Origin of the sequence: Conexibacter stalactiti, assembly GCF_033542075.1 — a bacterium.
GTDB classification, from domain to species: domain Bacteria; phylum Actinomycetota; class Thermoleophilia; order Solirubrobacterales; family Solirubrobacteraceae; genus Conexibacter; species Conexibacter stalactiti.
Map to the genome: position 1 here is coordinate 13,796 of NZ_JAWSTH010000054.1, position 26,695 is coordinate 40,490.

General features: G+C 71.8%; 23 protein-coding genes. 14 read left to right on the top strand and 9 right to left on the bottom strand.

Translation table 11 applies throughout. The annotated features are described in order from the left end of the window. Positions 1-168: 168 nt before the first annotated feature. From R7226_RS18670 to R7226_RS18685, 4 genes are all read left to right on the top strand, one after another. On the top strand, positions 169-1,554 hold the full coding sequence (locus tag R7226_RS18670) for a cellulase family glycosylhydrolase (protein ID WP_318598757.1): 1,386 nt from the start codon (positions 169-171) through the stop codon (positions 1,552-1,554). Positions 1,555-1,751: 197 nt separating this feature from the next. Continuing rightward, a complete protein-coding gene (locus R7226_RS18675; RefSeq protein ID WP_318598758.1) occupies positions 1,752-3,191 on the top strand; it encodes a hypothetical protein in 1,440 nt (479 codons plus the stop codon). Between the two features lie 15 nt (positions 3,192-3,206). Then, positions 3,207-3,560, top strand: a complete 354-nt coding sequence (locus R7226_RS18680; protein ID WP_318598759.1) for a sulfite exporter TauE/SafE family protein — start codon at positions 3,207-3,209, stop codon at positions 3,558-3,560. Next, a complete protein-coding gene (locus tag R7226_RS18685) occupies positions 3,560-3,952 on the top strand; it encodes a sulfite exporter TauE/SafE family protein (RefSeq protein ID WP_318598760.1) in 393 nt (130 codons plus the stop codon). Before R7226_RS18680 ends, R7226_RS18685 begins: the two co-directional genes overlap by 1 nt. 104 nt (positions 3,953-4,056) lie before the next feature. Here the strand turns inward: R7226_RS18685 and ppc are convergent, their stop codons facing one another. Continuing rightward, a complete protein-coding gene (gene ppc / locus R7226_RS18690) occupies positions 4,057-6,693 on the bottom strand; it encodes a phosphoenolpyruvate carboxylase (RefSeq protein WP_318598761.1) in 2,637 nt (878 codons plus the stop codon). A gap of 226 nt (positions 6,694-6,919) precedes the next feature. On the opposite strand from ppc, the gene R7226_RS18695 reads away from it, so the two are divergent. From R7226_RS18695 to R7226_RS18705, 3 genes are all read left to right on the top strand, one after another. Further along, a complete protein-coding gene (locus tag R7226_RS18695) occupies positions 6,920-8,677 on the top strand; it encodes a methyl-accepting chemotaxis protein (protein ID WP_318598762.1) in 1,758 nt (585 codons plus the stop codon). Positions 8,678-8,722: 45 nt separating this feature from the next. Next, positions 8,723-8,899 (top strand): hypothetical protein, encoded by a 177-nt coding sequence (locus tag R7226_RS18700; RefSeq protein WP_318598763.1) that lies wholly within the window; start codon positions 8,723-8,725, stop codon positions 8,897-8,899. A 63-nt stretch (positions 8,900-8,962) separates the two neighbouring features. Continuing rightward, complete coding sequence (locus R7226_RS18705) at positions 8,963-9,535, top strand: RNA polymerase sigma factor (RefSeq protein ID WP_318598764.1); 573 nt, start codon at positions 8,963-8,965, stop codon at positions 9,533-9,535. A gap of 7 nt (positions 9,536-9,542) precedes the next feature. Here R7226_RS18705 and R7226_RS18710 read toward each other — a convergent pair whose 3' ends face one another. Then, positions 9,543-10,517 (bottom strand): helix-turn-helix transcriptional regulator, encoded by a 975-nt coding sequence (locus R7226_RS18710; protein ID WP_318598765.1) that lies wholly within the window; start codon positions 10,515-10,517, stop codon positions 9,543-9,545. Between the two features lie 99 nt (positions 10,518-10,616). Between R7226_RS18710 and R7226_RS18715 the strand changes: the two genes are divergently transcribed. Further along, positions 10,617-11,357 (top strand): alpha/beta fold hydrolase, encoded by a 741-nt coding sequence (locus R7226_RS18715; RefSeq protein WP_318598766.1) that lies wholly within the window; start codon positions 10,617-10,619, stop codon positions 11,355-11,357. Positions 11,358-11,575: 218 nt separating this feature from the next. Here R7226_RS18715 and mgrA read toward each other — a convergent pair whose 3' ends face one another. Both mgrA and R7226_RS18725 read right to left on the bottom strand, forming a co-directional pair. After that, positions 11,576-12,631 carry an L-glyceraldehyde 3-phosphate reductase gene (mgrA, locus tag R7226_RS18720; RefSeq protein ID WP_318598767.1) on the bottom strand — a complete coding sequence of 352 codons (1,056 nt, stop codon included), beginning with the start codon at positions 12,629-12,631 and terminating at the stop codon, positions 11,576-11,578. Positions 12,632-12,659: 28 nt separating this feature from the next. Further along, the gene (locus R7226_RS18725; RefSeq protein WP_318598768.1) at positions 12,660-13,742 is read right to left on the bottom strand and encodes an AbrB family transcriptional regulator; all 1,083 of its coding nucleotides are present in this window, start codon (positions 13,740-13,742) and stop codon (positions 12,660-12,662) included. Positions 13,743-13,896: 154 nt separating this feature from the next. On the opposite strand from R7226_RS18725, the gene R7226_RS18730 reads away from it, so the two are divergent. Then, positions 13,897-15,972, top strand: a complete 2,076-nt coding sequence (locus R7226_RS18730; RefSeq protein WP_318598769.1) for a HAMP domain-containing methyl-accepting chemotaxis protein — start codon at positions 13,897-13,899, stop codon at positions 15,970-15,972. Positions 15,973-16,084: 112 nt separating this feature from the next. On the opposite strand, the gene R7226_RS18735 is transcribed toward R7226_RS18730, so the two are convergent. The 3 genes from R7226_RS18735 to R7226_RS18745 are packed head-to-tail and all read right to left on the bottom strand — an operon-like array spanning position 16,085 to position 18,628. Beyond that, a complete protein-coding gene (locus tag R7226_RS18735; protein ID WP_318598770.1) occupies positions 16,085-16,798 on the bottom strand; it encodes a FadR/GntR family transcriptional regulator in 714 nt (237 codons plus the stop codon). Then, positions 16,795-17,940 (bottom strand): sensor histidine kinase, encoded by a 1,146-nt coding sequence (locus tag R7226_RS18740; RefSeq protein WP_404827873.1) that lies wholly within the window; start codon positions 17,938-17,940, stop codon positions 16,795-16,797. Before R7226_RS18740 ends, R7226_RS18735 begins: the two co-directional genes overlap by 4 nt. After that, positions 17,933-18,628, bottom strand: a complete 696-nt coding sequence (locus R7226_RS18745; RefSeq protein ID WP_318598779.1) for a response regulator transcription factor — start codon at positions 18,626-18,628, stop codon at positions 17,933-17,935. Before R7226_RS18745 ends, R7226_RS18740 begins: the two co-directional genes overlap by 8 nt. Positions 18,629-18,851: 223 nt before the next feature. Between R7226_RS18745 and R7226_RS18750 the strand changes: the two genes are divergently transcribed. From R7226_RS18750 to R7226_RS18770, 5 genes are read left to right on the top strand one after another with little or no spacing between them, the layout of a single operon-like run. Beyond that, entirely contained in the window at positions 18,852-19,757 is a 906-nt protein-coding gene (locus R7226_RS18750; RefSeq protein WP_404827874.1) for an NAD(P)-dependent oxidoreductase, read from the top strand. Continuing rightward, positions 19,750-20,790 (top strand): D-alanine--(R)-lactate ligase, encoded by a 1,041-nt coding sequence (gene vanA, locus R7226_RS18755; protein ID WP_318598773.1) that lies wholly within the window; start codon positions 19,750-19,752, stop codon positions 20,788-20,790. The genes R7226_RS18750 and vanA overlap by 8 nt, the downstream gene beginning before the upstream one ends. Then, the gene (vanX, locus tag R7226_RS18760) at positions 20,787-21,434 is read left to right on the top strand and encodes a D-Ala-D-Ala dipeptidase VanX (protein WP_318598774.1); all 648 of its coding nucleotides are present in this window, start codon (positions 20,787-20,789) and stop codon (positions 21,432-21,434) included. Before vanA ends, vanX begins: the two co-directional genes overlap by 4 nt. Continuing rightward, positions 21,415-22,758 (top strand): UDP-N-acetylmuramoyl-tripeptide--D-alanyl-D-alanine ligase, encoded by a 1,344-nt coding sequence (locus R7226_RS18765; protein WP_318598775.1) that lies wholly within the window; start codon positions 21,415-21,417, stop codon positions 22,756-22,758. The genes vanX and R7226_RS18765 overlap by 20 nt, the downstream gene beginning before the upstream one ends. A gap of 8 nt (positions 22,759-22,766) precedes the next feature. Continuing rightward, positions 22,767-23,450, top strand: a complete 684-nt coding sequence (locus R7226_RS18770) for a M15 family metallopeptidase (RefSeq protein ID WP_318598776.1) — start codon at positions 22,767-22,769, stop codon at positions 23,448-23,450. 16 nt (positions 23,451-23,466) lie between these two features. Here R7226_RS18770 and R7226_RS18775 read toward each other — a convergent pair whose 3' ends face one another. Continuing rightward, complete coding sequence (locus R7226_RS18775) at positions 23,467-23,973, bottom strand: hypothetical protein (RefSeq protein WP_318598777.1); 507 nt, start codon at positions 23,971-23,973, stop codon at positions 23,467-23,469. 84 nt (positions 23,974-24,057) lie between these two features. Beyond that, on the bottom strand, positions 24,058-26,695 hold a 2,638-nt coding region (locus tag R7226_RS18780; protein WP_318598778.1), incomplete at its 5' end, for an invasin domain 3-containing protein.

The following is a 26,695-nucleotide window of genomic DNA, read 5'->3' on the forward strand; positions in this document are numbered from 1 at the left end:
TGTCTCCTCAAAGCGCTACCTTCGAACGAACCCCGGGTTCAACCCCGAAGGAGAGCCTGCCATGTTCAGTCGCCGGCGGGCTTGGAAAGGGTGCGGGAAGTCCCTCGCATCTGCCGGAACGAGACGAAGGAGGCCGCCTCAGTGCGCCAACGGATCTTGCTCGTCGCCATGACGGGTCTCGCGCTGTTCTTGCCCGCCACCGCGGCGAGCGCGAACAGCAAGCAGTTCACGACCGTCGAAGCGCCGAACGAACTGCTCAACGGCTCGCCGGGAGCAGCGCTCGACGAGATCGAGAGCCTGGGAGCGGACGGGATCCGCATCCAGCTCAGCTGGCGCGGCCTCGCCCCCTCACCGGAGGCCAACCGCACGCCGTCGTTCAACGCCACCGATCCCGGCTCCTACAGCGGCTGGGAGCGCTATGACGCCGCCGTCGACGGCGCGCGCGAGCGCGGCCTGAAGGTCCACCTGACGATCGGCGGCGCCGCCCCCGACTGGGCGACCTCGCGCGGCGACGGCCTGACCCGTCCCGACAGCGCCGCCTTCGGCCGCTTCGCGACCGCCGTCGGCCGCCACTTCGGCAGCAAGGTCTCGTGGTGGTCGATCTGGAACGAGCCGAACCTCGGCAAGTTCCTCAAGCCGATCGCCAAGAACGAGAGCGCGACGGTCTATCGCAACCTCTACCTGAGAGCCTATTCCGGCCTCAGAAGCGCGGGCGTGCGCGCGCCGATCCTGATCGGCGAGCTGGCCCCGATCGGCAACGCGATCCGTGACATCGGCACGATCCGCCCGATCCAGTTCCTGCGCTCGATGCTCTGCCTCGACGGCAACTACAGAAGAGCGCGCGGCACGCGCTGCGCGAAGCTGCCGACGCAGGGCCTCGCGATCCACCCGTACTCGACGAGAGCCGGCCCGTTCCTGACGCCGCCGACCGACAACCTCACGATCGGCGTCCTCTCGCGCGCGACGCAGGCGCTCGACAGAGCGGCCCGCGCCGGCGCGATCGCCCGCGGCCTGCCGCTGTACATCACCGAGTTCGGCGTCCAGAGCTACCCGGACAAGCGCGTCGGCGTGCCGCTCGCGGTGCAGTCCGACTACCGCTCGATCGCCGAGTACATCTCGTACACCAACTCGCGCGTGAAGTCGTTCTCGCAGTACCTGCTGCGCGATGACGACGACGACACCGGCGGCAACCGCTACGGCGCGTTCGAGTCGGGCCTGTTCCTCTTCAGAGGGCGCAAGCCGAAGCCGTCGCTGCACAGCTTCCGCTTGCCGCTCGTCGTCGTCGCCAACAGATCGTCGAGAGCGCGCGCGACGCTGTGGGGCCTCGTGCGGCCGGGCAAGCAGGCCCGTCGCGGCGGCAGCATCACGATCGAGTACGCCGACCGCGGCGGCTGGAAGAGACTGGGCAGCCAGCGCTACTCCTCCAGCGGCTACTGGAAGCGGGCCGTGACGACGAGATCCGGGCGCAAGTTCCGCGTCAAGTGGACGGCGCCCGACGGCACCAGATACACCGGGCCGGCGACGGTCGCGCGCAGCGCGGCGCCGACCGCCTAGCCTCGACCCGGCAGTGAGCGAGGGCGCCGCGTGGCGCCCTCGCGCCATTGCGGGCGAACCCTTGCCATGCGCGGGTTCGTCGGGGTGGTGCGCTACCTTCGGGGCGCCGGCGCGTTGAAGCCGGCATGAGCCCGCTCGTCTTGCGACAGGTCAGCGGGCCCACCTCACCGGGCCTCGGGCCGGGTGGTTCGACCCCGATGAAGGAGGACGCCTTCGTGCGCCAACGGATCCTGCTGCTTCTCGTCTCTGCCCTCGCACTGCTCGTGCCGGCGGTCGCAGCGAGTGCGAACAGCTCGCAGTTCACGACCGTCGAGGCGCCCCGCGAGCTGACGACGACCGACGTGTCGCCGGACCCCACGCTCGACGAGATCCAGTCGCTCGGCGCCGATGGCATTCGCATTCAGCTCGGCTGGCGCTTCCTGGCGCCCTCGCCCGAGTCGCGCACGAAGCCGTCGTTCAACGCGACCGACCCGGCCGCCTACAGCGGCTGGGAGAAGTACGACCGCGCGATCGACGGCGCCCGCGAGCGCGGCCTGCTCGTCCACCTGACGATCACCGGCGCCGCCCCGACGTGGGGCACGGCCGGCAAGGACCCCGAGGGCCTCAACCGTCCCGACCCGGCCGAGTTCGGCAAGTTCGCGACGGCCGTCGGCCGCCGCTACGGCGCCAGAGTCGCCTACTGGTCGGTCTGGAACGAGCCGAACCTCGGCAAGCTGCTGAAGCCGATCTACGACGGCTCCAGCAACAGACTGCTGAGCCCGATCACGTACCGCAACCTCTACGTCAGAGCCTATTCGGGCCTCAGAGCGGCGAACGTGCGCAAGCCGATCCTCGTCGGCGAGCTGGCGCCGCAGAGAAACAGCTCGCGCACGTTCGGCACCGTCGCGCCGATCGACTTCCTGCGCGGCATGCTCTGCCTCGACAAGAACTACAAGCCGGTCAAGGTCAACGGCCAGCGCTGCTCGAAGCTGCCGACGCAGGGCTTCGCGATGCATCCGTACTCGACGCAGGCCGGCCCGTTCCTGAGACCGGCCGACCAGGGCAACGTCGTGATCGGCGTGCTCGACCGCCTCACCAGAGCGCTCGACAGAGCCGCGGCCGCCGGCGCGATCGCCTCGCGCCTGCCGCTCTACCTGACCGAGTTCGGCGTCCAGAGCAAGCCCGACGGGCTGATCGGCGTCCCGCTCGACAAGCAGTCGGACTTCCGCTCGATCGCCGAGCGGATCGCGTTCCTGAACCCGCGCGTGAAGTCGTTCTCGCAGTACCTGATGCGCGACGACGACAATCCGACCGGCCGCGCGTACGGCAGCTTCGAGTCGGGCCTCTACCTCTACAAGGGCAACAAGCCGAAGCCGGCGCTCTACGGCTTCCGCCTGCCGCTCGTCGTCGTCCCGAGAAGCGCGACCTCGGCGACGCTGTGGGGCCTCGTGCGACCGGCGAAGGGGGCCGGCTCGGTGACGGTGCAGTACAGAGACAGCGGCGCCTGGAAGACGCTCGGCAGACAGCGCTTCGACGGCAAGGGCTACTGGACGCGGACCGTCTCGACGACGGCGAAGCGCTCGTGGCGCGTCTCCTGGACGGCGCCTGACGGCGAGACGTACGCCGGCCCCGCGACGAGAGCGCACACGAAGCCGTAACGCGGCAGCGCGTCCGTGCGCGTCGGCCGCCTCGCGGCGATCGGAACGGCCGGAGGGCTCTTCAGCGGGCTCTTCGGCGTCGGCGGCGGCACCGTGATGGTGCCGCTGCTGCTGCTGTGGATGGGCTATGAGGCGCGCGCCGCGGCGGCGACCTCGCTCGGCGCGATCGTGCTGACGGCCGCCTTCGCGGCCGCCACCCAGGGGCTCTACGGCAACGTCGACGTGCTCGCCGGCGTGCTCGTCGGGATCCCCGCGATCGGAGGCGTGCTGCTCGGCACCTGGCTGCAGCAACGGGTCCACAGCGACACGATCGCGTTCGCCTTCGCGGCGCTGCTCGTCGTCGCCGCGATCCAGCTGGTGGTGCGGTGATGGACGGCGACCTGCTGCTGGCCGCGATCATCGGCGTCTTCGCCGGGATCGCCTCGGGGCTGCTGGGGATCGGCGGCGGGATCCTGTTCGTGCCGGCGCTGACGCTGGTGCTCGGGCTCGGCACCGTCGAGGCGGAGGCGACCTCGCTGCTGGCGATCGTGCCGGTCGCGCTCGTCGGCAGCTGGAACCAGCGTCGCTACGGCAACATCAGAGTCCGCGACGCGGGCGTGATCGGGCTGCTGTCGATCGGCGGCGCGGTCGCCGGCGTCGCGCTCGCCAACGTGCTGCCGGAGGTCGCGCTCAGAATCGGCTTCGCGCTGCTGATGCTCAACCTCGCCCGCCAGCTCGTCGCGCGCGGGATCAGAGACCGCCGCGCGCGCCTGGCCTCCTAACCCGTGTTGCGTATGCCGGCGGCAGATTCTGCGGAATCGCCGACCGGCGTTCAGCCTGTATTGCGCATGCCGGCGGCAGATTCTGCGGAATCGCCGACCGGCGTTCAGCCTGTGTTGCGCATGCCGGCGGCGATTCCGGCGACCGTGTGCAGCAGCGGCGTCTGGGCGTCGGGGTCGTCGGCGCGGGAGCGGCGCAGCAGGTCGACCTGCACGTGCGAGAGCGGGTCGATCCACGGGTTGCGGTGGGTCAGCCGCTTCAGCAGCGCCGGCGTGTCGCCGAGCAGCGAGTCGTTGCCGGTGATCTGCAGCACCCGCTCGACGAGCCGCTCGTGCTCGTCGCGGATCGGCGTCCACAGCTCGCGCGCGCCTCTGTCGGTCACCAGCTCGAAGTAGCGCTCGGCGACGCCGAGGTCGCTCTTGAAGAGCGACACCTCCAGCGTCGAGATGACCATCCGGAAGAACGGCCAGCTGTCGCGCATCTCACGCTGCAGCCCGAGGTCGCCGCCGTGCAGCGCCGTTCCGGCGCCGTACCACGCCGGCAGCAGCAGGCGGTTCTGCATCCACGCGAAGACCCACGGGATCGCGCGCAGCTCGCGCAGCTTGCGGCCGCCGCGCGAGGCCGGGCGCGAGCCGATGTTGAGGTCGGCCAGCTCGTCGAGCGGCGAGGCCTGGTGCAGCAGCGCGTCGAAGCGCTCGTCGTCGTAGATCAGCGCGCGGTAGGCGGTGCGCGAGCTGTCGGCGAGCCGCTGCGCCTCGCTGCGGAAGCGGGCCGGCGGCTCGGCCGGCGGCGCCAGCGTCGCCAGCACGACGCCGGAGAGCGTCTGCTCCAGCGCCCGCTGTGCCAGCTCCGGGTGCGAGTAGCGCTGCGAGATCACCTCGCCCTGCTCGGTGATGCGGATGCGGCCGCGGATCGATCCGGGCGGCTGCGCGACGATCGCGCGGTGGCTGGGGCCGCCGCCGCGCGAGGTCGAGCCGCCGCGGCCGTGGAAGAAGCGCAGCTTGACCTTGTGCTCGTCGGCGGCCGCCATCAGCCGCTCCTGCGCCGCGTACAGCTCCCACTGGGCCGAGACGAAGCCGCCGTCCTTGGCCGAGTCGGAGTAGCCGAGCATGATCTCCTGGCGCCGCTCGCAGCCGTTGAGGTGCGTCGCGTAGGCGGGGTCGGCGTAGAGCGCGTCCATCGTCGCCTCGGCGCGCGTGAGGTCGTCGACGGTCTCGAACAGCGGCACGATCGGCAGCGCCTCCAGCTCGTCGCGGCCGACGCCGGCGCGGCGCAGCAGGTAGAGCGTGCAGAGCACGTCGGAGGGCTGCTCGGCCATCGAGATGATCACGCTGCCGAGAGCGCGGGCGCCGTGGCGGCGAACGCCCTCGGCGATCGCCGCGAAGGACAGCAGCACGCCGTCGTCGGTGGCGGCGTCGTGCTCGCGCTGGTCGCTGCCCTCCAGCGCCGGGATCGCCGCCGCCAGCAGCGCCTGGCGGCCGGCCTCGTCGGCGTCGGCGTAGCCCTCGACGAGCCGTCCGACGGCCGCCTGCAGCGGGCCGGCGTTCTGGCGCACGTCGAGCGCGGCGAGGTGGAATCCGAAGGTCCGCACCTGCACCAGCAGGCGGGCTATCTTGCCGGCCGCGACGCGCGCGGAGGAGAGGCTGTCGCGGACCAGCTCGAGGTCGGCGGCCAGCTCGGCCGGCGTCTCGTAGCCGCCCGGCTCGCGCCCGCGGGTGCGGTCGAGGCGGCCGGCGATCAGGCCGAGCTTGCGACGGAACGGCTCGTGCGGGTTGCGGCGGCCGCTCTCGACGTCGGGCAGCTCGATCTCGTCGCGCTCGATCGAGGAGCGCAGCGAGGGGGAGAGGAAGACGTGGTCGTCGGCCTGCGAGAACTCCCTCGCGAGGTCGTCGACGCGCTGGCGCAGCAGGCGCAGCGCGGTCGCGCGGTGCATCGACAGCGTCCGCTCGACCGACTCGGGGCCGACCTCCGGGTTGCCGTCCATGTCGCCGCCGGCCCAGGAGCCGAAGCGCAGCGGCGGCTGCGGCGGGGGCCAGGCGACGCCGAAGCAGCGCGACAGCTCGGCTGCCAGCACCGGGATCGCGTCGAACAGGACCGCCTCGAAGAAGAACAGCGTGCGGCGCACTTCGTCCTCGACGAGCGGGCGCACGCGGCGGACCTCGTCGGTCTGCCACCAGGTCGTCAGGACCTCGCGCAGCTCGTCCTCCAGCTGGCGGCGCCGGGTGGCGCCGACGCGCGGATCGTCGAGCTTCTCCATGATCCGCCAGACCGACTGCTGGTGGTCGAAGACCGAGCGGCGCGTCGCCTCGGTCGGATGGGCGGTCATCACCAGCCGCACGTCGAGCGCCTGCAGGCCCTCGGCGACGCGCGAGCGCGGCACCTGGCTGACGGCGCCGACGGTCGCCGCCAAAGACTCGCGCTGCGGCACGCTCGCGTCGGAGTCGTATTCGCGCCGGCGGCGCAGCCGCTCCAGCTCCTCAGCGATGTTGGCCAGCTGCAGCTGCATCGAGCAGGCGCGCACGTACGGCGCCAGGCGCGCGGCCGGCTGGCCGCGCAGGAACGTCAGCAGCTGGTCGCCCTGGCTCGTGTCGCCGTCGCGCAGCGCCGCGGCGCTGTCGCGCAGCCAGAACAGCCGCTCGCGGAAGGCGCGGCCGTTCTGCTCTTCGAGCACATCGCCGAGCAGGCGTTCGAGCAGGGCGGTGTCGCGATCGAGCGCGTCGAGGGCTGGGGCGGTGGCGTTCATCTCGTACCCATTGTGGCGTGCGGCGCCGTGGAACAGATGTTCCGCGCGTGAAAATCGCGCGCCCGCCGCATGCTCCACGCGTCGAAATCCGCGCGGTCAGCGCGTCGACATGCGCGGAGTGCGCCATGCAGCGCTCAAGGAACGGCGCTGTCTGCCGAAACATCAGGCGACCTGAACGTGGGCGTTCGTCTGAACGCCGCCGCAATCGAGGAGACGAGGAGCACGGGTGAAGGGCTTCCTTGGCATTCGCTGGACCGTCGGACGCAAGCTCGCGCTGGCCTTCGGCGCGCTGGTGGCGATCGTGCTCGTGATGGGAGCGATCTCGTTCGTCAACCTCGCCTCGTTCGAGGACGACCACAGCCGCGTCGTCGACGCCGCGACGCCCGCGCTCGACGCGCAGACGCGCGCCCGCGTGGAGGTGCTCAACAGCGACTTCAAGGCGACGATCGACAGCTCGCGCGTGCTGCTGGTGATCGCGCTCGTCGGTGCGACCCTGCTCGGGATCGCGCTCGCGCTGTGGATCACGCTGGCGCTGAGAATGCGCGTGCGGCGCGTGCTGGCGCGGCTCGACCACCTGCGCGACGACTGTGTCAGCAACCTCAACATCGGTCTCGCCGCCGTCGCGCGCGGCGACATGACGGTCGAGGTGCAGTCGACGACGAGACCGATCTCCAGAGTCTCCAGCGACGAGATCGGCGAGATCCAGATCGGCGTCAACGAGATCCTCGACAAGACCGTCACCTCGATCGCCGAGTACAACGCGATGCGCGAGCAGCTGCGCGCCGCGCTCGGCGACAGGTCGTGCCTGGAGCTGCTGACCGAGCGGATGGAGTCGCTCGGCGCGAACTGCCTGACCGACCTCGAGCACGGCCTCTCGCGGATGGCCGAGGGCGACCTGACGCTCGCGATAGAGGCGGTCACGCAGCCGCTGCCGCCGCCCGCGCCCGGCGAGACGGAGGGCCGCCTGGCCGAGATCTTCAGCGGCATGCTGAACAGCGCGCAGAAGTCGATCGGCTCCTACGCGCGGATGCGCACGACGCTCGCGCAGATGCTGCGCGAGATCGCCGACAGCAGCGCGAACGTCTCCGCCGCCTCGCAGCAGATGGCGATGACCTCGGAGGAGACCGGCCGCGCGATCGCGGAGATCGCGACGACGATCGGCGAGGTCGCCCAGGGCGCCGACCGTCAGGTCAGAACGGTCGCCGAGGCGCGCCAGATGACCGAGGAGGTCGCCTCGGCGTCCAAGCTCAGCGCCGACAACGCGCAGGAGTCGGCGCGCGCCGCCGAGCAGGCGCGCGACGTCGCGGTCGAGGGCGCGGCCGCGGTCGCGCAGGCGACGAGCGCGATGGAGGCGGTGCGGCTCTCCTCCGGCGAGGCGACCACCGCGATCCGCGCGCTCGGCGAGAAGTCCGACGAGATCGGCGGGATCGTCGCGACGATCACCGGCATCGCCGAGCAGACCAACCTGCTCGCGTTGAACGCCGCGATCGAGGCGGCGCGGGCCGGCGAGGCGGGGCGTGGCTTCGCCGTCGTCGCCGAGGAGGTGCGCAAGCTGGCGGAGGAGTCGCGCGGCGCGGCCTCGACGATCGGCGGCCTGATCTCGCAGATCCAGCAGGAGACGGGCCGCGCGGTCGAGGTCGTCGAGAGCGGCGGCCGTCAGACGGAGGAGGGCGCGGCGACGGTCGAGCAGGCGCGCGCGTCGTTCGAGCGGATCGGCGGCTCGGTCGAGGACATGCACGGCCGTGTCGGGCAGATTGCCACAGCGATCGAGCAGATCGCGGCGAGCGCGCTGCGAATGCGCGAAAGCATGTCGCAGGTCGCGGTGGTCGCCGAGGAGTCGTCGGCCTCCAGCGAGGAGGTCTCCGCCTCGACCGAGCAGACGTCGGCCTCGACGCAGGAGATCGCCGCCTCGGCGCAGGCGCTCGCGCGCACGGCGGAGGAGCTGGACGCGCTCGTCAGCCGCTTCACGCTCGCGAAGACGTGAGGCGGTGGGCGTGAGCCGGAGGGCGTGGCCGGGTAGCTGTCTGACATGACCCAAGACGACGAGAAGCCCGACGACTACCCCGGCAAGCCGGCCTCCGGCCTGAGAGGCGGCGAGGGCCACGCCAGAGGCGAGGACGACAAGGACACGCTGCCCGGCGCGCCCGGCAGCAGCGACACCCCGCTCGGCGACACCGACCAGCATTCCGACGCTCCGTCACAGTAGTTAGCGGCGCGCCGCGCGAAACAAAACGGTCACAGCTTCGTTGGTGCCGACGTATCAATGGTGTTGGGACCACGACGAAACGACCGCGACGACGACGCGCTGCTGCTGGCCGCGGGCGCCGGCGACGCCGACGCCTTCCGCGTCTTCTACCGCAACCACGTGGCGGCGGTCATCGGCTTCCTGCTGCGGCGCTGCGGCGACGCGGAGACGGCCGCGGAGCTGGCGGGGGAGACCTTCGCGGCGGCGCTGATCGCCTGTCCGCGCTACCGCCCGGGCGCCGCGCCCGCGCGCGACTGGCTGCTGCGGATCGCGCTGCGCGCGCTCGGCGAGCACCGCCGCAGCGGCCGCGTGCCGACCGCCGCCCGCCGCCAGCTCGCGATGCAGCGGATCGCGCTGACCGAGCAAGACCTGCGGCGGGTCGAGCAGCTCGCGCTGCTCGACCCCGACGCCGCGATCCTGCACGCGGTCGACGAGCTGGAGGAGACGCAGCGGGCGGCGGTGATCGCCCGCGTCGTCGAGGAGCGCGAGTGGGCCGACGTCGCCGCCGAGCTGGCCTGCAGCGAGGCGGCGGCGCGCACGCACGTCAGCAGCGGGCTGGCGCAGCTGCGCCGGCGGCTGGCCGGCGGGACGGCCTGAGCGGCCCTCACCGCTCCGCCGCGGCCGCCAGCTCCGCCGCGAGCGTGCGCAGCTCGTCGCGCAGCTCGGGCGGCTCGATCACGGTCAGCCGCCCGCCGAGGCCGGCGAGCAGGCGCGCCATCCCGTCGAGCCGCTCGGCGCGGGCGCGCAGCCGCGTGCCGGCGCCGGCACCGTCCGGCAGCTCCAGTGGCTCCAGCTCGGCGGTGCCCGGCGGCAGCCACCGCGCCAGCTCCCGCGGCGGCGCCTCCACGATCACCTCGACCCGCCATCTCCACGGCACCCGCGCGAGCGTGCGGGCGACGTGGGCGACCGCGTCGAAGCCGGCCGGCGGCCGAGCCGCTCTGCGCAGCAGCCGCACCGAGCCGACGCGGTCCAGCCGCAGCGCCCGCAGCTCGCCGCGGCCGTGGTCGAGCGCGGAGAGGTACCAGCGGCCGTTGTGGAAGACGAGCCCGTACGGGTCGAGCTGCCGCGTCGAGCGCTCGCCGGCGCCGGTCTCGTAGGCGATCTCGACGCGCCGCGCGCGGCCGATCGCGTCGGCGAGCGCGAGCACGGTCGCGGTCGGCGGCGGCGCGGGGGCAGCCGGCGCCGGGCGCGTGAAGCCGAGCGCCGCCTCCAGCGCGCGAACGCGCTCGCGCAGCTCACGCGGCAGCACGCGCCGCAGCTTCGCGAGCGCGCTGTCGATCGCGGGCTCCGCCGTCCCCAGCCCGTCACGCCGCGCCGCCAGCAAGCCCAGCACGATCGCGCTCGCCTCGTCGTCGGTCAGCATCAGCGGCGGCAGCTTGAAGCCGGGTCGCAGGCGGTAGCCGCCGCCGCGCCCGCGCGTCGCCTCGACGGGGATCCCCAGCTCCTCGAGCTTCGTGACGTAGCGCCGGACGGTGCGGAGGTCGACGTCGAGCCGCGCGGCGATCTCCGGCCCGCTCGCCGACTGGCGGTCCTGCAGCAGCTCCAGCAGTTCCAGCAGACGGGTGGCCGGTCGCGACATGACGACAAGCAAAGCACGAAATCAGGGCGAAAAATGCCCGCATTCGCTCCTAGCCTGCGAGGCATGCCCCCAATCGACCACCACGAAGGAGCGAATCCCATGGCCACGATCGTGCTCGTCCCCGGCGCCGGCCTCGGCGGCTGGGCGTGGTCCCGCGTCACGCCGCTGCTGGAGCGGCAGGGCCACGCCGTCCATCCGGTCACGCTCAGCGGCCTCGGCGCCCACGACCGCGGCGCCGACGCCGCCGCCATCGACCTCTCGACCCACGTCGCCGACCTCGTCACGCTGCTGGAGCGCGACGACCTGCGCGACGTCGTGCTCGTCGGCCACTCGCTGTCCGGGCTCGCGATCGCCGGCGCCGCCGGGCGCATGTCGCAGCGGATCGCGCGGCTGGTCTTCCTCGACGCCGTCCTGCCGGTCAGCGGCGTCTCGGCCTTCGAAGCCGCCGGCCCGGAGTTCGAGCAGGCGATCGTCGCGGCCGCCGAGGCCGGCGGCGACGCGCGGCGGGTGCCGTGGTTCGACGACGCGACGCTCGACCTCTACTACCCGGGCAACGAGCTGAGCCCGGAGGACCGCGCCTGGATCCGGCGCGAGTCGGCGGGCCATCCGCTCGCGGTCTTCCGCGAGCCGCTGGAGATCGCGGAGACGACGCTCCCGCGCACCTACGTCACCTGCACCAGACGGATGGGCCCGTCACCGATCGGGGACGCGACGCCCGGCTGGGCGCACGCGACGCTCGACGCCGGCCACTGGCCGATGATCACGCGGCCGAGCGAGACGGCGGCGCTGCTGAGCGAGATCGCGTCGAGCGCGGCCGCGAGCGGCGCGACGGCCCGTTAAATGGGACCGGCCGGGCTCGAGAGCCCGGCCGGTAACCCGCCGGTCATGGATCGCCACTAACTGCAAACGTCCCAGGACTTGTGTCTGATGCCTGGGCAACTGGACACTCCCGACCTCCGGGACTGGCCGCCGGCCGCAAGGGCCGGCGCGTGGCCCGGACGAGCCCGAAAGGGCTCAAGCCGAGTGGGCAATCCGCCGGTCGGATCACTGTAGCGAGATCAGTCGACCTCCGCCGAGTCGGCCCACAGGTTGACGCCGGCCTCTCTCGCGTGCTGGTCGATCTCGGCCAGCTCCTCGTCGGCGAAGTCGGGCTGCTCCAGCGCGCCGAGGTTGTCGTCGAGTTGCGCGACGCTGGAGGCGCCGACGAGCGTCGAGGTGACGCGCGGGTCGCGCAGCGTCCACGCCAGCGCCATCTGTGCCAGCGACTGGCCGCGACGTCTGGCGATCTCGTTCAGCGCACGGATGTGTACGAGCGTCTCTTCTCTCAGCCAGTTCGGGTCCAGCGAGGTGTTTCTGGCGGCGCGCGAGTCGTCCGGGATGCCGTCGAGGTAACGGTTGGTCAGCATCCCCTGCGCCAGCGGCGTGAAGACGATCGAGCCGACGCCCTCCTCGCCGAGCACGTCGAGCAGGTCGTTCTCGATCCAGCGGTTGAGCAGCGAGTACGACGGCTGGTGGATCAGCAGCGGCGTTCCCAGCTCGCGCAGGATCCGCACGGCCGCCGCTGTCCGCTCGCCGCTGTAGGAGGAGATCCCGACGTACAGCGCCTTGCCCTGCTGGACGGCGGTATGGAGCGCGCCGAGCGTCTCCTCCAGCGGCGTGTCGGGGTCGAAGCGGTGGGAGTAGAAGACGTCGACGTAGTCGAGCCCCATCCGTCTCAGCGACTGGTCCAGCGAAGCGAGCAGGTACTTGCGCGAGCCGAACTCGCCGTAGGGGCCGGGCCACATGTCCCAGCCCGCTTTGGTCGAGATCACCAGCTCGTCCCGATACGGGCGGAAGTCCTCCGCGAAGATGCGGCCGAAGTTGACCTCGGCCGATCCGTACGGCGGTCCGTAGTTGTTGGCGAGGTCGAAGTGGGTGACGCCGCGGTCGAAGGCGCGGCGCAGGATCGCGCGCTGCCTGTCGATCGGGCGGTCGTCGCCGAAGTTGTGCCACAGCCCCAGCGAGATCGCCGGCAGCAGCAGGCCGCTGCGGCCGCAGCGGCGGTACTGCATCGTCTCGTAGCGGTCCGGAGCGGCGACGTAGCGGTCGCTGGTCTCGAGGTAGGAGTCGGCCATGCCCTCATCCTGCCACGCCCGCGCCCGCCTAATCCATGCCGGCGCGCCGAGGTACCCGACGGTGCAGGAGGAGCCTGACCGCGAACGGCGCCAGCACGATCATCACGAGCAGCCGCAGCGTCTGGACGGCGACGACGAAGGTCGTGTCGGCGCCGCTGCCGACGGCGGCGACGAGGACGGCGTAGAGGCCGCCCGGCGTCGTCGCGAGATAGGCGTCGAGCAGCGTCACGTGCGTGGTCGCGGCGAGCGCGGCGGCGAGCCCGAAGCAGGCGGCCGCCAGCACCACGACCGTCGCCAGCACCGGCACCAGCAGGCGGCCGAGCCACTTGACCATGTCGGCGGTGAAGCGCAGGCCGACCTGCAGGCCGATCAGCGCGAAGGCCGTCTCGCGCAGCAGCGGCGGCACCGCGAGCGTCCCCTCCGGCAGCGTCAGCGCCAGCACCGAGGCGAGCAGCAGCGGCCCCATCAGCGTCGCGACCGGCAACCGCACGAGCCGCCCGAGCGCGACGCCGGCGAGCGCGACCGCCGGCGTCAGCAGCCAGCCGCCCGCGTCGCCGAGGAACGGCTCGCCATCGGCGCCGCCCGGGATGGCGTCGACCGCCGCGTGGTGGTCGCCGAAGAAGAGCGCGACGATCAGCGGCGTCGTGAGCACGATCAGCAGCACGCGCACGTACTGCATGAACGCGACGACGCGGTCGTCGGCACCGAGCTCGTTCGCCATCGCGACGATCCCGGAGGCGCCGCCCGCGACCATCCCGAGCGCGGCGGTCGGCTCGTCGACGTCGGTCACGCGCGCCATCACGTGGCCGGCGAGCAGGCTCAGCAGCAGCGTCGCGGCGCTGACGAGCGCGACGGGCAGCCAGTCGTGCGCGAGCGCCTCCAGCGAGGACGACTGCAGGTAGGCGCCGAGCACGACGCCGGTGACGCCCTGCGCGCCGTGGACGACGAGCGGCGCCGGCTCGAACCGCCCCGGCAGCCGCAGCGCGACCGCGAGACCGACCAGGAGCGCGGCGAACAGCGTCGCTGAGGGCAGTCCCAGCGCGTCGAGCGCCCACGCGGCGGCCACCGTGACCGCACCGAGCGCGAGCCAGCGGAGCGGTCGCGACGTCATCTGCCGACGAGGCTAACGACCTGGCGCGGGTGCGTCCTGTGCGCGGACGCACAGCGCGTCAATCGGTCATCTGCTGACAAGTGGCTACAGCCGACCACTTCGCGGCCGATCACCGGGCGTAGGTCGCCCCTCCCGTCTCCAGAAGGAATCCCCGATGAAGTTCACCGTCCGCACGAAGCTGCTCAGCGGCTTCCTCGTCGTGATCGCCCTGATGGTCGTCCTGGGCGTCGTCGCCATCTCGCGCATGGGCGCGATCAACAACAACGTCGAGCAGTTCGGCTCCAGAGTCGCTCCAAGCCTCACGGACATCGGCTCGCTCAACGCCTATCTGTTCATCTACCGGTTCGATCAACTCGACTACATCCTCGGTTCGCCGAGAGACCGTCTCGCTTCCGCCAGATCGATGGCGACCGATCTCTCGATGATCGACAGAAACATCGCGAGACTGGCGAGACAGACCGACGGCAGACAGGCGGCGATCGTCGCGAGATTCAGAGACGCGTGGGCCGGCTACGTCAGCGCGACCGACGGCTTCAGAGCGCTCGCCGACAGAATGGACTACACGAACGCGATCGCGACGGTGAAGAGAGGCGACGGCAGAACGGCGTACGACCTCGCCGTCGCGCAGCTCGTCGCGCTCAACGACACGCTCGGAGCGATGTCGAGAGCGCAGACGAAGGACGCGGAGAGCACCGTCGACTCCGGCCGCACGATGATCCTCGTGCTGCTGGCGGTCGCCGCGCTGATCGCGATCGCGATCGCGCTGATAGCGGGCCGCTCGATCGCCGGTGGCGTGCAGCAGCTGGTGCGCGCGGCGCGCGGGATCGCGAAGGGCGACGTGCAGCAGAGAGTCGAGATCAAGTCGCGTGACGAGATCGGCGACGCCGGCGAGGCGTTCCGCGAGATGATCGCCTACCTCGACGAGACCGCCAACGCGGCGAAGTCGATCGCGGCCGGTGACCTGACCGTGACGATCACGCCGAAGTCCGACAGAGACGCGCTGGGGATCGCTTTCGTCGAGATGAGCGCGCAGCTGCGCGAGGCGCTCGGCGACAGATCGTCGCTGGAGGCGCTGGTGCAGCGGATGGAGACGCTCTCCGCGCGTGACCTGGCGGCGCTGCAGGCGGCGCTGGAGGCGGTCGCGAGCGGCGACCTGACCGTCGAGGCGCTGGCCGAGACGGAGGCGCTGACGGCGGAGGACGGCTACGAGCTCGGCCGCCTCGGTGAGATCTTCAACCAGATGCTGACGCAGCTGCAGGCGTCGGTCCACGGCTACGACGAGATGCGCGAGAGAGTCGCCGGGATGCTGCGCCAGATCGCGGAGGAGACGCAGGCCGTCGCCGCCGCCTCGCAGCAGATGGCGACGACCTCGGAGGAGACCGGTCGCGCGATCGGCGAGATCGCCTCCGCCGTCGGCGAGGTCGCGGCCGGCGCCGAGCGCCAGGTCCGCACCGTCGGCGAGGCGCGCGAGACGGGCGAGGCGGTCGTCAACGCCGCGCGCACGTCGAGCGACAACGCCGACCGCACCGCGCAGGCGGCCGAGCAGGCGCGTGAGGTCGCGGAGTCGGGCGCCGAGACGATCGCGCGTGCGACCGAGGGGATGCAGGCGCTGGTCGAGGTCTCCGGCTCGGTGACCGAGGCGATGCGCGGCCTCGGCGCGAAGTCGAACCAGATCGGCGGGATCGTCTCGACGATCACCGGCATCGCCGAGCAGACCAACCTGCTGGCGCTCAACGCCGCGATCGAGGCCGCCCGCGCCGGCGAGCAGGGCCGCGGCTTCGCGGTCGTCGCCGAAGAGGTCCGCAAGCTGGCCGAGGAGTCGCAGCAGGCGGCCCGTTCGATCAGCGAGCTGGTCGACGAGATCCAGCGCGACACCGGCACCGCGGTCGAGGGCGTCGAGGCGTCGGGCTCGCAGATCGAGGAGGGCGTCGCGACCGTCCAGGAGGCGCGTGAGGCGTTCCTGGCGATCGGCACCAGCGTCGAGGACATGAACGCGCGCGTCGGCGAGATCGCCGCCGCCGTCGGCGAGATCAGCGAGCGCGCCGGCCGCATGGAGGAGAACATGGCCGAGGTCGTCTCGGTCGCCGAGCAGTCGTCCGCCTCGACCGAGCAGGTCTCGGCCTCGACGCAGCAGACGAGCGCCTCCTCGCAGGAGATCGCCGCCTCCGCCCAGGAGCTGGCGAAGACCGCCGAGGAGCTGGAGCGCCTCGTCGGGCAGTTCCGGCTGTAGTCGGCTGGCGCCGGGGTTCGAAATCCCGGCGTAATCACTGATTGCTGGAAAGCCCCGCGTATGCGGGGCTTTCCGCGTCTCAGCGGCGGTCGCTCGCCGGCCGGCCGGCCGCCTACGCGGAGCCGTCGTAGAAGCGCCGCAGGTGCTCGGCGGACAGGCGCCGCGCGGTGTCGCCGTCGCCGTCGATGACGGCCTGCAGGATGCCCTCGTGCTCGGCGATCAGCTGGGCGAGCGTCGGGCGCGGATCGGCGAGCGAGTTCAAGTGCGACGACAGCGCCTTGGACACCGTGTCTCGCACGGCGAGCGTCACGATCGTCAGCGCCTCGCTGCCGGACGCCCGCACCAGCTCGAGGTGGAAGCGGGTGTCGGCCAGCTCGAACGCCGCGACGTCCGCGCCCGCGGCGCGCATCGACGCGATCTGTTCGCGCGCGGCCGTGAGGTCGGGCCGCGGGTCGCTCTGCGCGACCTGCTCAGCGCCCGCGCCCTCGAGCAGGGCGCCGAGACCGACGAGGTCGTCGAGCGGCACGCGTCCGAGCCGCAGCAGGTGCACGAGCGTGTCGCGCAGCGGTTCGGTCGTCAACGCGTCGGGCGCGACGACCCGCAGCGGCAACGTCGGGCCGCTGGCGACGGCGAGGCCCTTGGTCTGCAGGGCGCGCAGCGCCTCGCGGATCGTCGTGCGCCCGACGCCGAAGCGCCCGCACAGCTCGCGCTCGGGCGGCAGCGCGCTGCCCGGGGCCATCTCCCCGCTGAGGATCGCCTCGCGGAGCACGTCGGCGACCTGCTCGTAGACGGGGCGCCGCTCCAGGGGCCGCGGGGCGAAGGTCACGGTGGAAGCGCGCGGCCGTTGACCGGACGGTCGTCCGCCAGCTGCGGCGGCGCGGCGGGGAGCTGCACCGTGGCGCGGAGCCCCCCGGCGGCCCGGGCGGAGAGCGTGAGGGTTCCGTTGTGGGCCTGGGCGATGCTCTTGACGATCGCCAGGCCGAGGCCGACGCCCCCGTGGTCGGTGCGGATGCGTTTCGAGCCGCGCTGAAACGGCTCGGCGAGCGTGGCGACCAGCTGCGGGGTGAGCTGCTCGCCGCTGTTCTCGATCGTGATCACCACGGTTCCGCGGTGCGCGCTCGTCGTGACCCACACGGTGCCCTGGTCGGGCAGGTTGTGGACGACCGCGTTGTGCACGAGGTTCGTCGCCATCTGCAGCAGGAGCGCCGGCGAGCCGACGGTCGGAGCGGCGTCGCCGGAGGTCTCGATCGTCACGCCACGCCCTTCTGCGAGGAGGAGCAGCGTCTCAGTGGCTTCCTCGGCGATGAGGGACAGGTCGACGTGCTCTGGGACGAAGGACCGCTTGTCGGCGCGGCTGAGCAGGAGCAGCGCTTCGGTGAGGTCGATCGCGCGGCTGTTGACGGCGTGGAGGCGGTCGACCAGCTCGCCGCTGCCGCGGTCGGGGCCGGGGTCGTTGCGGGCGACGTCGAGCAGCGTCTGCGTGATCGCCAACGGGGTGCGCAGCTCGTGGGAGGCGTTCGCTGCGAAGCGCTGTTGTTCGGCGACCTGTGCTTCGAGCCGCTCGAGCATGGCGTCGAAGCTGTCGGCCAGCTCGCGGAACTCGTCGCTGGGGCCCTCCAGCCGGATTCGGTGGGAGAGCGATCCAGTCGCGGCCATGCGCGTGGCGTCGGTGATGCGGGTCAGCGGGGCGAGCATGCGGCCGGCGAGAAGCCAACCCGCGACGAGACCGAACACGAGGAGGAAGGCCAGCACCACGACGACCGCCGCGCCAAAGACGCTTGGGCCGAAGTTGGTGGGGTCGAGGACGCGCGGGAAGTCGGAGAGCCTGGGAACGAGGCTGCTGGCGGGATAGTTCCGCAGCAGGAACACCCAGACGATGGCGAGCAGCAGGCTGCCCGCGAGCATCAGGAACCCGGCGTAGCTGAGCGTGAGCTTGAGACGAACGCTCAAGCCGGGGGTCCTATCCACGATCTCCTCCCGCGGCTCCCGTGCCGGGCGCTGCGTCGATGCGGTACCCCGCGCCGGCCACCGTGGCGATGATCGAGGGGTCGCCGAGGCGTCTGCGCAATGCCGAGACTGTGATGCGCACGGCGTTGGTGAACGGGTCGGCGTTTTGATCCCATGCCCGTTCCAGCAGCTCTTCGGCGCTGACGACACCGCCTTCGGCGGCGACGAGGACTTCGAGCACGGCGAACTGCTTGCGCGTGAGCGCGACGTAGCGGCCGTCGCGGTAGACCTCGCGGCGGAACGGATCCAGCGTCAGGCCCGCGAGCTCCCGCACGGGCGGCCGGTGGTGGGCGCGCCGGCGGTCGAGCGCGCGGAGGCGGAGCACCAGCTCCTGGAGTTCGAAGGGCTTGGTGAGGTAGTCGTCGGCGCCGAGCTCGAACCCGGTGGTCTTGTCGTCGAGGTGGTCGGCGGCGGTGAGCATGAGGATCGGCATGCCGCTGCCGGAGGCGACGATGCGCTTGGCGATCTCGTCGCCGGAGGGGCCGGGGATGTCGCGGTCGAGGACGGCGATGTCGTAGGCGTTGACGCTCAGCAGCTCCAGCGCGGTGTCGCCGTCGCCTGCGATGTCGGCGGCGATCGCTTCCAGGCGGAGGCCGTCGCGGATGGCTTCGGCCAGATAGAGCTCGTCCTCGACGATCAACACGCGCATGCACCAACGATTATGGAGCTGGCGCATATCGTCGGCGTATCGAAAACCGCATACGCGCTGGTAACACCCCGCCGCCTTGACTGCGGGCATGATCCGCAGCCAAGCAGCACGACCAGCGGCCCGCCGCATCCGATCGTCCGCCGCCTCGCCATCCTCGGCCGTCCCGGCGACGGGAATCACGGTGTACGGCTGCGAGGAGGACGAGGCCGCCTTGTTCCGGGCGATGGCGCCTCGCCTCGGCGTCGCGCCGGCGATCACCGCGGCAGCGGCATCCGAAGGCAACGTCGACCTGGCGCGCGGAAACCGCTGCATCAGCATCGGTCACAAGACGCACGTCACGAACACCACGCTGCTCGCGCTCAGCGAAGCCGGCGTGAGGTATGTCTCGACACGAAGCGTCGGCTGCAACCACATCGACGTGAATTACGCGGCGGCCGTCGGCATCCGCGTCGAGACGGTCGCCTACTCGCCCGACAGCGTGGCCGACTACACGCTGATGCTGATGCTGATGACGGCGCGACACGCGAAATCCGTCATCCGGCGTGCGGACCTGCACGACTACAGCTTGAACGCCGTACGGGGGAGAGAGCTTCGCGACCTGACCGTCGGGGTGATCGGGACGGGACGCATCGGCGGCGCGGTCATCGACCGGTTGCGCGGGTTCGGCTGCCGAACGCTCGCCCACGACACTCGGCCCACGACCTCGGCCGACTACGTCGCGCTCGGCGCTCTGCTCGAGCAGAGCGACGTCGTGACGCTCCACACGCCGCTCACCGCCGCGACGCATCATCTCCTCGATCGCGCCCGCATCGAGCGGATGAAGCACGGCGCGGTGATCGTCAACACCGGGCGCGGCGCGCTGCTCGACACGGAGGCGCTTGCCGGCGCCTTGGAGAGCGGCAGATTGGGCGGTGCCGCGCTGGACGTCCTCGAAGGAGAGGAAGGGATCTTCTACGCCGACTGCCGCGCGCGGCCGATCGAGAGTCAACTGCTGCTGCGGTTGCACAAGCTGCCGAACGTGCTGATCACGCCGCACACCGCCTATTACACCGACCACGCGCTGAGCGACACCGTCGAGAACAGTCTCGTCAATTGCCTGCGCTTCGAAGGCAGCGATCAGCATGGATAAGTTGAAGCTCGGGATCATCTTCGGCGGCTGTTCCGAAGAACATCCGATCTCCGTCAAGTCGGCCCGCGAAGTCGCACGGCACCTCGACGTCACGAAGTACGAGCCGTTCTTCATCGGGATCACGACGAGCGGTGCCTGGAAGCTCTGTGACGGCCCTGACGCAGATTGGGAGAACGGAAGCTCCCGTCCGGTCGTCCTGTCACCGGACCGGAGCGTCCGCGGACTGCTCGTCTTGGAGCAGGGCCGTTACGAGACGATCAGCCTCGACCTGGTGTTGCCCGTCCTGCACGGCAAGCTCGGGGAGGACGGCGCGATGCAGGGCTTGCTGGAGCTCGCGGGGATTCCCTATGCAGGCTGCGACATCCAGAGCTCCGCGCTGTGCATGGACAAGTCCTTGACGTACATGGTCGCCAGCGCCGCGGGCATCGCGACGCCGAAGTTCTGGACCGTCACGGCGGGCGAGCAGCCCGATCTCGACCAGCTGACCTATCCCGTCTTCGTGAAGCCGGCCCGCTCGGGCTCGTCGTTCGGCGTCAGCAAGGCCTCTCACAGAGACGAGCTGGCGAGCGCGGTGGAAGCCGCGCGCCGGTATGACGCGAAGGTGCTGATCGAAGAGGCCGTCGTCGGCAGCGAGATCGGCTGCGCGATCTTGGGCGACGAACGGGATCTGCTCGCCGGCGAGGTCGATCAGATCGCGCTGTCCCACGGCTTCTTCAGGATCCATCAGGAGGACGCGCCGGAACGCGGCTCCGACAACTCGTCGGTCACCGTTCCCGCGGACATCTCGGCAGCGGCGCGCTCGCTCGTGCAGGAGACGGCAAAGGCCGTCTATCGCGCGCTTGGATGCAGGGGGCTGTCGCGGGTCGACATGTTCCTGAAGGAGGACGGGCAGGTGGTCCTCAACGAGGTCAACACGCTGCCCGGCATGACGTCGTACAGCCGCTATCCGCGGATGATGGCGGCCGCGGGACTGCCGCTGTCCGACGTGATCGACCGGATGGTGGCGCTCGCCCTGACGGGTGACGGGCGATGAACGGTGACTTCGTCTGTGTCGACGAACTCGTCGCCGGAATACGTTGGGACGCGAAGTACGCGACATGGGACAACTTCACCGGCAAGCCGGTGGACGGTTACCTGGTCAATCGCATCGTCGGCACGAGCGCCTTGTGCGCAGCTCTGGAACGAGCGCGAGAGGAGGCGGCAGCGCGTGGCTTCGGCCTGCTCCTCTGGGATGGCTATCGCCCGCAACGCGCCGTCGACTGCTTTCTGCGCTGGGCGCAGCAGCCGGAGGATCGCCGGACGAAGCTGCGGCACCACCCCAACATCACCAAAGCCGAGATGTTCGAGCAGGGATACGTGGCCGCGAAGTCGGGCCACAGCCGGGGCAGCACCGTTGACGTGACGCTGTATCACCTGGCGACCGGTGAGCTTGCTCCGATGGGCGGTGACTTCGACCTGATGGACGCGGTCTCACACCACGGAGCGGCAGGAATCACGCACGTCGAGACGAGCAACCGGCGAGCCCTCTGCTCGCTCATGGAGACCTGCGGCTTCCGCGCCTACGAGTGCGAGTGGTGGCACTACACACTCGCCGACGAGCCGTATCCGGACACGTACTTCGACTTTCCCGTCACATCGTGTGCGAGGGGTGACGCGCGTGCGCTTCTCGACGGCTGAGCTGGCGGCCCATCTGGGCGGTGAGCTGGTCGGGCCGGACGTCAGCATCGAAGGGGCGAGCATCGACTCGCGGACGATCCGGCCTGGGCAGCTCTACGTCCCCATCGTGGCCGCGCGCGACGGCCACGACTTCATCCTGGCAGCGCTCGAGGCGGGCGCGCCGGCCTACCTCACCGCCCATGAGCCGGTTGGCGGGACGGCCGTCCGCGTTCGCGACACCGCCGCCGCGCTGTTGCGCCTGGGGGCGTTGGCTCGCGCTCGTGTCGGGGGCGCGATCGGCATCACCGGGTCGGTCGGCAAGACCACCACGAAGGACCTGCTGGCCGGCTGCTTGGCGTCGACGTCTCCGATCGCCGCGAGCGAGCGCTCCTTCAACAACGAGCTGGGCCTCCCGCTGACGCTGCTGAGCGCGCCGGAGGCCGCGCGGTGGGCGGTCCTGGAGATGGGCGCCCGGCGTGTGGGAGACATCGAGCGGCTGGCCGAGGTCGCACGTCCCGACGTCGGGGTGGTGACCCGCGTCGACATGGCGCACGTGGAGTACTTCGGTGACCTCGACGGCGTTGCGCGCGCCAAGGGCGAGCTGGTGGCTGCGCTGCCGGCGGCGGGTCTCGCGGTCCTGAACTTCGACGACCCACGGGTCCGCGAGATGGCGTCGCTCAGCGCCTGTCCCGTGCTCGGGTACGCCGTGGGGACCGACGCCGACGTGCGGGCTGAATCCGTCACGCTCGACCGGGACCTGCGCGCTCGCTTCCGCCTGTCGTCGCCGTGGGGGCAGACAGAGGTCCGGCTGGCGTTGCACGGCATGCAGCAGGTCCCCAACGCGCTGGCCGCGGCGACGGTCGCGCTGTGGTGCGGGGTCCCGATCGAGACCGTCGCCGCGGCACTGGCCGTGACCCAAGGCTCGCCCTGGCGCATGGAGGTCCATCGCGTGCCCGGCGGCCCCGTCCTGGTCGTCGACTGCTTCAACGCGATGCCCGCGTCGGCCGAGGCGGCTGTGCGCTCACTGGCCGCGTTGCCGGGCGAACGCAAGCTGGCGCTGCTGGGGCTGATGGCCGAGCTGGGGGACCAGAGCGAAGCCGAGCATCGCCGCATCGCCCGCATGGCGGAGGAGCTCGGGATCGAGCTGGTGGGATACGAGACCCGGCTCTACGGCGAGGCGTACGTGACGGGAGTCGACGAGGCCGCCGCGGTATTGCGCACGCTGGGTCCCGGTGACGCGGCGCTCGTCAAGGGCAGCCGCGTGACGCGCCTCGAAGACGTGGTGCACGCCTATCGCCGGCGTATCGAAAACCGCATACGTGCTGGCAACGCCCCGCTGCCTTGAATGGCGGCATGACCTCCACCATGCGAGCACCGACAGCGCCCCGGCGGATCCGCGTTCGAAGGACGCGCGTCGCCGTCCTGCTCGTCGTCCTCGCGGCGATCGTCGCGGTCCTCGGCCAGCAGCCGCCGGGATCCTCGCCGGCGCCGGAGTTCTCGTCGTCGCCCTCGAAGGCCGCTGCGCCCGGCGACGTGCCGCGCGGCGAGCACCCTGATCCGCACGGCGTGCACCACGGTCCGCTCGGCGAGGCCGACGGTGCCGTCCCCGATGGCACGACGGTCTTCGACAACGGGGTTCCGGGTGTGGCCAAGCTCGATGCGGCTCTCCTCGGCGCCCTGCGCCAGGCGGCGTCGGATGCCGCGGGCGAGGGGGTCGCGCTCGGCGTCGAAAGTGGCTGGCGGTCCCCGGCGTACCAGGAGAAGCTCCTCCGCGAGGCGGTCGTGACGTACGGCTCAGAGGAGGAGGCCGCCCGTTGGGTGGCCACCCCCGACACGTCTGCTCACGTGTCGGGGGACGCGGTCGACATCGGGCCCTCCGGGGCCGCGGCGTGGCTGTCCGAGCACGGCGCCGAGCACGGGCTGTGCCAGATCTACGGCAACGAGCCGTGGCACTACGAACTGCGCCCGGAGGCCGTCACGCGCGGCTGCCCTCCCGTCTACCCCGACCCGACGCAGGACCCGCGGATGCAGCCGTGACCCGTGTGCGACGCGCCTACGGGTAGAGGCGCACGACGTGCTTGTAGGTGCCGTTCTTCTGGTGGGTCGTGGTGACGTTGCCGCGCGCGCCGGAGTAGATGCCGGTGCCGCCGACGACGACGCGGCCGACCTCCTCGCCGACGATGAAGCCGTTCTTGCCGTCGACCGGATACGCGCTGATGCCGGTCACGACGATCGAGTCGCCGCCGCCGAAGTCGTAGGACAGCTGGCCCTGGACGATCTCGCGCTTGCCGCTCACCTTGACCGTGACATTGGTGCCGTAGATCGAGCCGATCCGCTTGCCCTTCTGGCGCAGCGCGCCCTCGTAGACGTAGAGGTCGCCGGGGCTCTTGCCGCTCGGGCCGTGGTCGAGGGCGGTCACCGTGACGCCGGCGGCAGTGAAGCGCAGCGTCTCGACGCCGTTGCTCTGGGCGGAGGCGGTCGCCGCGCCGGCGGCCGTCAGCAGCCCGCAGGCGGCAAGCGCGGTGATGGTGGATCGAGCGCGGAGACGTGAGCGGCGCATGGATCTCCTGACGTTGGGTTGACGGCGGCGATTCGGACCGCCGTCCTCTGTGTCGACCATCGCGGGGCCGGCCTTGAACGGCAGTCAGCGCCGCGTGGCAGCCCCGAGGCGGACGCTGCGCAGCGTGACCGTCTGGGCCCTGCCACCGGCGGCGGGGCGCCAGGTGAGCTTCACCGTGACGCGCGGCGCCCTGCGGCCGAGGCGGACGAGCGCTCTGCCCGCTCTCGTCGGCTTCGCGACGAGGCGGAAGGCGCCGCTTCTGGTGACCCGCAGCGCGCCGCGGGCGACGACGACGGCGCGGACTCCGCGGACTCTCGCGTTCGCTCGGCGTCTGCCCGGCACGGTCGCGACGAGCGCGATACGGCCGGCTGCCGGCGCGGTCAGCCTGACAGTGAGGCGGCCGCGGCGGTCGATGCCCGCGAAGCGCGCGGCGAAGCGGCCGCCGGTGGCGGAGGGATCGCCACCGCGCCGGCCGTCGCCGCCGCCGTCGCCATTGCCGCCACCGCCCGGGGGCGTCGGCGGGGCGGGCGGCAGCTCGGTCTGCGTCAGCTCGGCCTCGGCGCGCGCCGGCGTCGCGAACGCGCCGGCGGCGACGATCGCGAAGCGACCCGGCGCTCGCGTCGCCGTCACGGTCGCGCTGTAGCGGCCGTCGCCGTGGTCGGCGAGCGGCCCGATCGGCTGGCCGCCGCCGGCGCTGAAGGCGACCTGCTCGCCGCCGTGGCCGAGGCGGTTGCCGTGCGCGTCGCTGACGATCGCGGTCGCGCGCGTCGTCGCGACGCCGTCGGCCGCGATCGTCGCCGGATCGAGCGACAGCGCGATCCGCGCGGCCGGCCCGGGCCGTTGGATCAGCTTCGCCGTGCCACGCGGCGCCGGGTCTGCGGAGCGGTCGACGGCCGCGATCTCCGCTTCGCCCGCTGTCGTCGTCGCGGTGACGGTCGCGCGGTAGCGGCCGTCGCCGAGGTCGCTGACCGGTCCGATCGCCTGACCGCCGTCGCTCGCGAAGACGATGTCGTCGCCGCTGATCAGGTTGTCGTGGGCGTCCGTGACGGTCGCCGTCGCGGTCGTCGCGGCAGCGCCGTCGGCGGTCAGCTCGTCGTGCTCAAGCGCGACGGTCACCTTCGCCGCGGGTCCGGCGACCTGTGTCAGCCAGGCACCTCCGAGCGACCCGCCCCATCTCGTCTGGATCCACGTTCTGCCGACGCTCGTCGTCGCCGTCACCGTCGCGCTGAAGCTGCCGTCGCCGTGATCGGTGACGGGACCGACCTGCTGGCCGCCGTCGCTGCTGACCGAGACGGTGCCGCTGACCGGCACGAGGTTGCCGTATCTGTCCACGACTCTCACGACCGCGGTGGTCGTCGCCGTGTCGTTCGCGACGATCGTGTCAGGCGCGAGCGTCGTCTCGATCTCCCAGGCGTTGCCCGCTCTCTGCGTCAGCGTCTGGCTCGCTCTGTGACCGTCGAGCGCCGCCGTGATCGTCGATCTGCCCGCTCTTCTCGACGCGTCGATCGTCGCCGTGTAGGCGCCGTCGCCGCCGTCCGCGATCGCGCCGATCGCCTGGTCGCCGTCGCTCGCGATCGACGGCGAGACGCCGGCGATCGGGTTCTCGTTCGCGTCTCTCACGACGACGGTCGCCGTCGTCTGGGTGACGCCGTCGGTGACGCGGATCGTGTCGGGGTCGAGTCTCAGCGTGAACTCGCTGATCGGGCCGGGCGTCTGCGTCAGCGTCGCGCTGTCGCTTCTGCCGCCCGCGGTCGCGGTGATCGTCGATCTGCCCGCTCTTCTGGTCGACAGCAGCCCGACCGAGTAGCGGCCGTCGGCGTGGTCGAAGACCACGCCGATCTCCTGGCCGCCGTCGCTGCCGAAGTTCACCGCGGCGTTCGTGACCGGGTTGCCGAAGGCGTCGGTCGCCGTCGCCGTCGCGACGGTCGACGCCGTGCCGTCGGCGACGATCGCATCGGGCACGAGCGTCAGTCTGACCTCGTCGACCGGGCCGGCGACCTGTCTCAGCGTCGCGCTGCCGCTTCTGCCGTTGGTGCTCGCCGTCAGCGTCGCACTGCCCGCTCTCGTCGTCGCGGTGACCGTCGCGCTGTAGCTGCCGTCGCCGTTGTCGGTGACCGCGCCGACCGTCTGCTCGCCGTTGCTGAGGACCGTGACCAGCTCGCCCGCGACCGCGTTGCCGTGCGCGTCGGTGACGGCCGCTCTCGCGGTCGTCGTCGCGGTGCCGTTCGCGACGATCTCGCCGGGATCGAGCACGAGCGCGACCGCGGCGGCCGGGCCGGCGAGCTGTCTCAGCGTTCTGCTGTCGCTGAGCGCGCCGGCCGACGCTCTGATTGCGAAGCTGCCGGCGGTCGTCGAGGCGGTGACCGTCGCCGTGTAGGTGCCGTCACCGTGGTCGGTGACCGCGCCGAAGCTCTGGCCGCCGCTGCCGCTGAAGGCGATCTGCTCGCCGATCGCCGGCGCGCCGGCGCCATCTCTCACCGTGACCGTCGCGGTCGTGCTCGCGGTCCCGTTCGCGACCAGTTCGCCGTCGGCGAGCACGAGGCTGAGCTGCGTCGGCGCGCCCTGCGCCGAGATCACGACCGTCGGGGTCGTGGTCGTGGCCGCCGTGACGAAGCCGCCCGGCGCGAGGCTCGAGCCGCCGCCGCCGGCGCCGGAGCCGCCGCAGGTCGAGCCGCCGCCACCGCCGCCGCCGTAGAGGCCGCCGCCACCGCCGCCGCCGAGG

Coding starts and splice junctions, on each gene's coding strand:
- R7226_RS18670 (WP_318598757.1), top strand. CDS start 169: ATGACGGGTCTCGCGCTGTTCTTGCCCGCCACCGCGGCGAGCGCGAAC.
- R7226_RS18675 (WP_318598758.1), top strand. CDS start 1,752: ATGAAGGAGGACGCCTTCGTGCGCCAACGGATCCTGCTGCTTCTCGTC.
- R7226_RS18685 (WP_318598760.1), top strand. CDS start 3,560: ATGGACGGCGACCTGCTGCTGGCCGCGATCATCGGCGTCTTCGCCGGG.
- ppc (WP_318598761.1), bottom strand. CDS start 6,693: ATGAACGCCACCGCCCCAGCCCTCGACGCGCTCGATCGCGACACCGCC.
- R7226_RS18700 (WP_318598763.1), top strand. CDS start 8,723: ATGACCCAAGACGACGAGAAGCCCGACGACTACCCCGGCAAGCCGGCC.
- R7226_RS18710 (WP_318598765.1), bottom strand. CDS start 10,517: ATGTCGCGACCGGCCACCCGTCTGCTGGAACTGCTGGAGCTGCTGCAG.
- R7226_RS18715 (WP_318598766.1), top strand. CDS start 10,617: ATGGCCACGATCGTGCTCGTCCCCGGCGCCGGCCTCGGCGGCTGGGCG.
- mgrA (WP_318598767.1), bottom strand. CDS start 12,631: ATGGCCGACTCCTACCTCGAGACCAGCGACCGCTACGTCGCCGCTCCG.
- R7226_RS18725 (WP_318598768.1), bottom strand. CDS start 13,742: ATGACGTCGCGACCGCTCCGCTGGCTCGCGCTCGGTGCGGTCACGGTG.
- R7226_RS18730 (WP_318598769.1), top strand. CDS start 13,897: ATGAAGTTCACCGTCCGCACGAAGCTGCTCAGCGGCTTCCTCGTCGTG.
- R7226_RS18745 (WP_318598779.1), bottom strand. CDS start 18,628: ATGCGCGTGTTGATCGTCGAGGACGAGCTCTATCTGGCCGAAGCCATC.
- R7226_RS18750 (WP_404827874.1), top strand. CDS start 18,852: ATGGCGCCTCGCCTCGGCGTCGCGCCGGCGATCACCGCGGCAGCGGCA.
- vanA (WP_318598773.1), top strand. CDS start 19,750: ATGGATAAGTTGAAGCTCGGGATCATCTTCGGCGGCTGTTCCGAAGAA.
- vanX (WP_318598774.1), top strand. CDS start 20,787: ATGAACGGTGACTTCGTCTGTGTCGACGAACTCGTCGCCGGAATACGT.
- R7226_RS18770 (WP_318598776.1), top strand. CDS start 22,767: ATGACCTCCACCATGCGAGCACCGACAGCGCCCCGGCGGATCCGCGTT.
- R7226_RS18775 (WP_318598777.1), bottom strand. CDS start 23,973: ATGCGCCGCTCACGTCTCCGCGCTCGATCCACCATCACCGCGCTTGCC.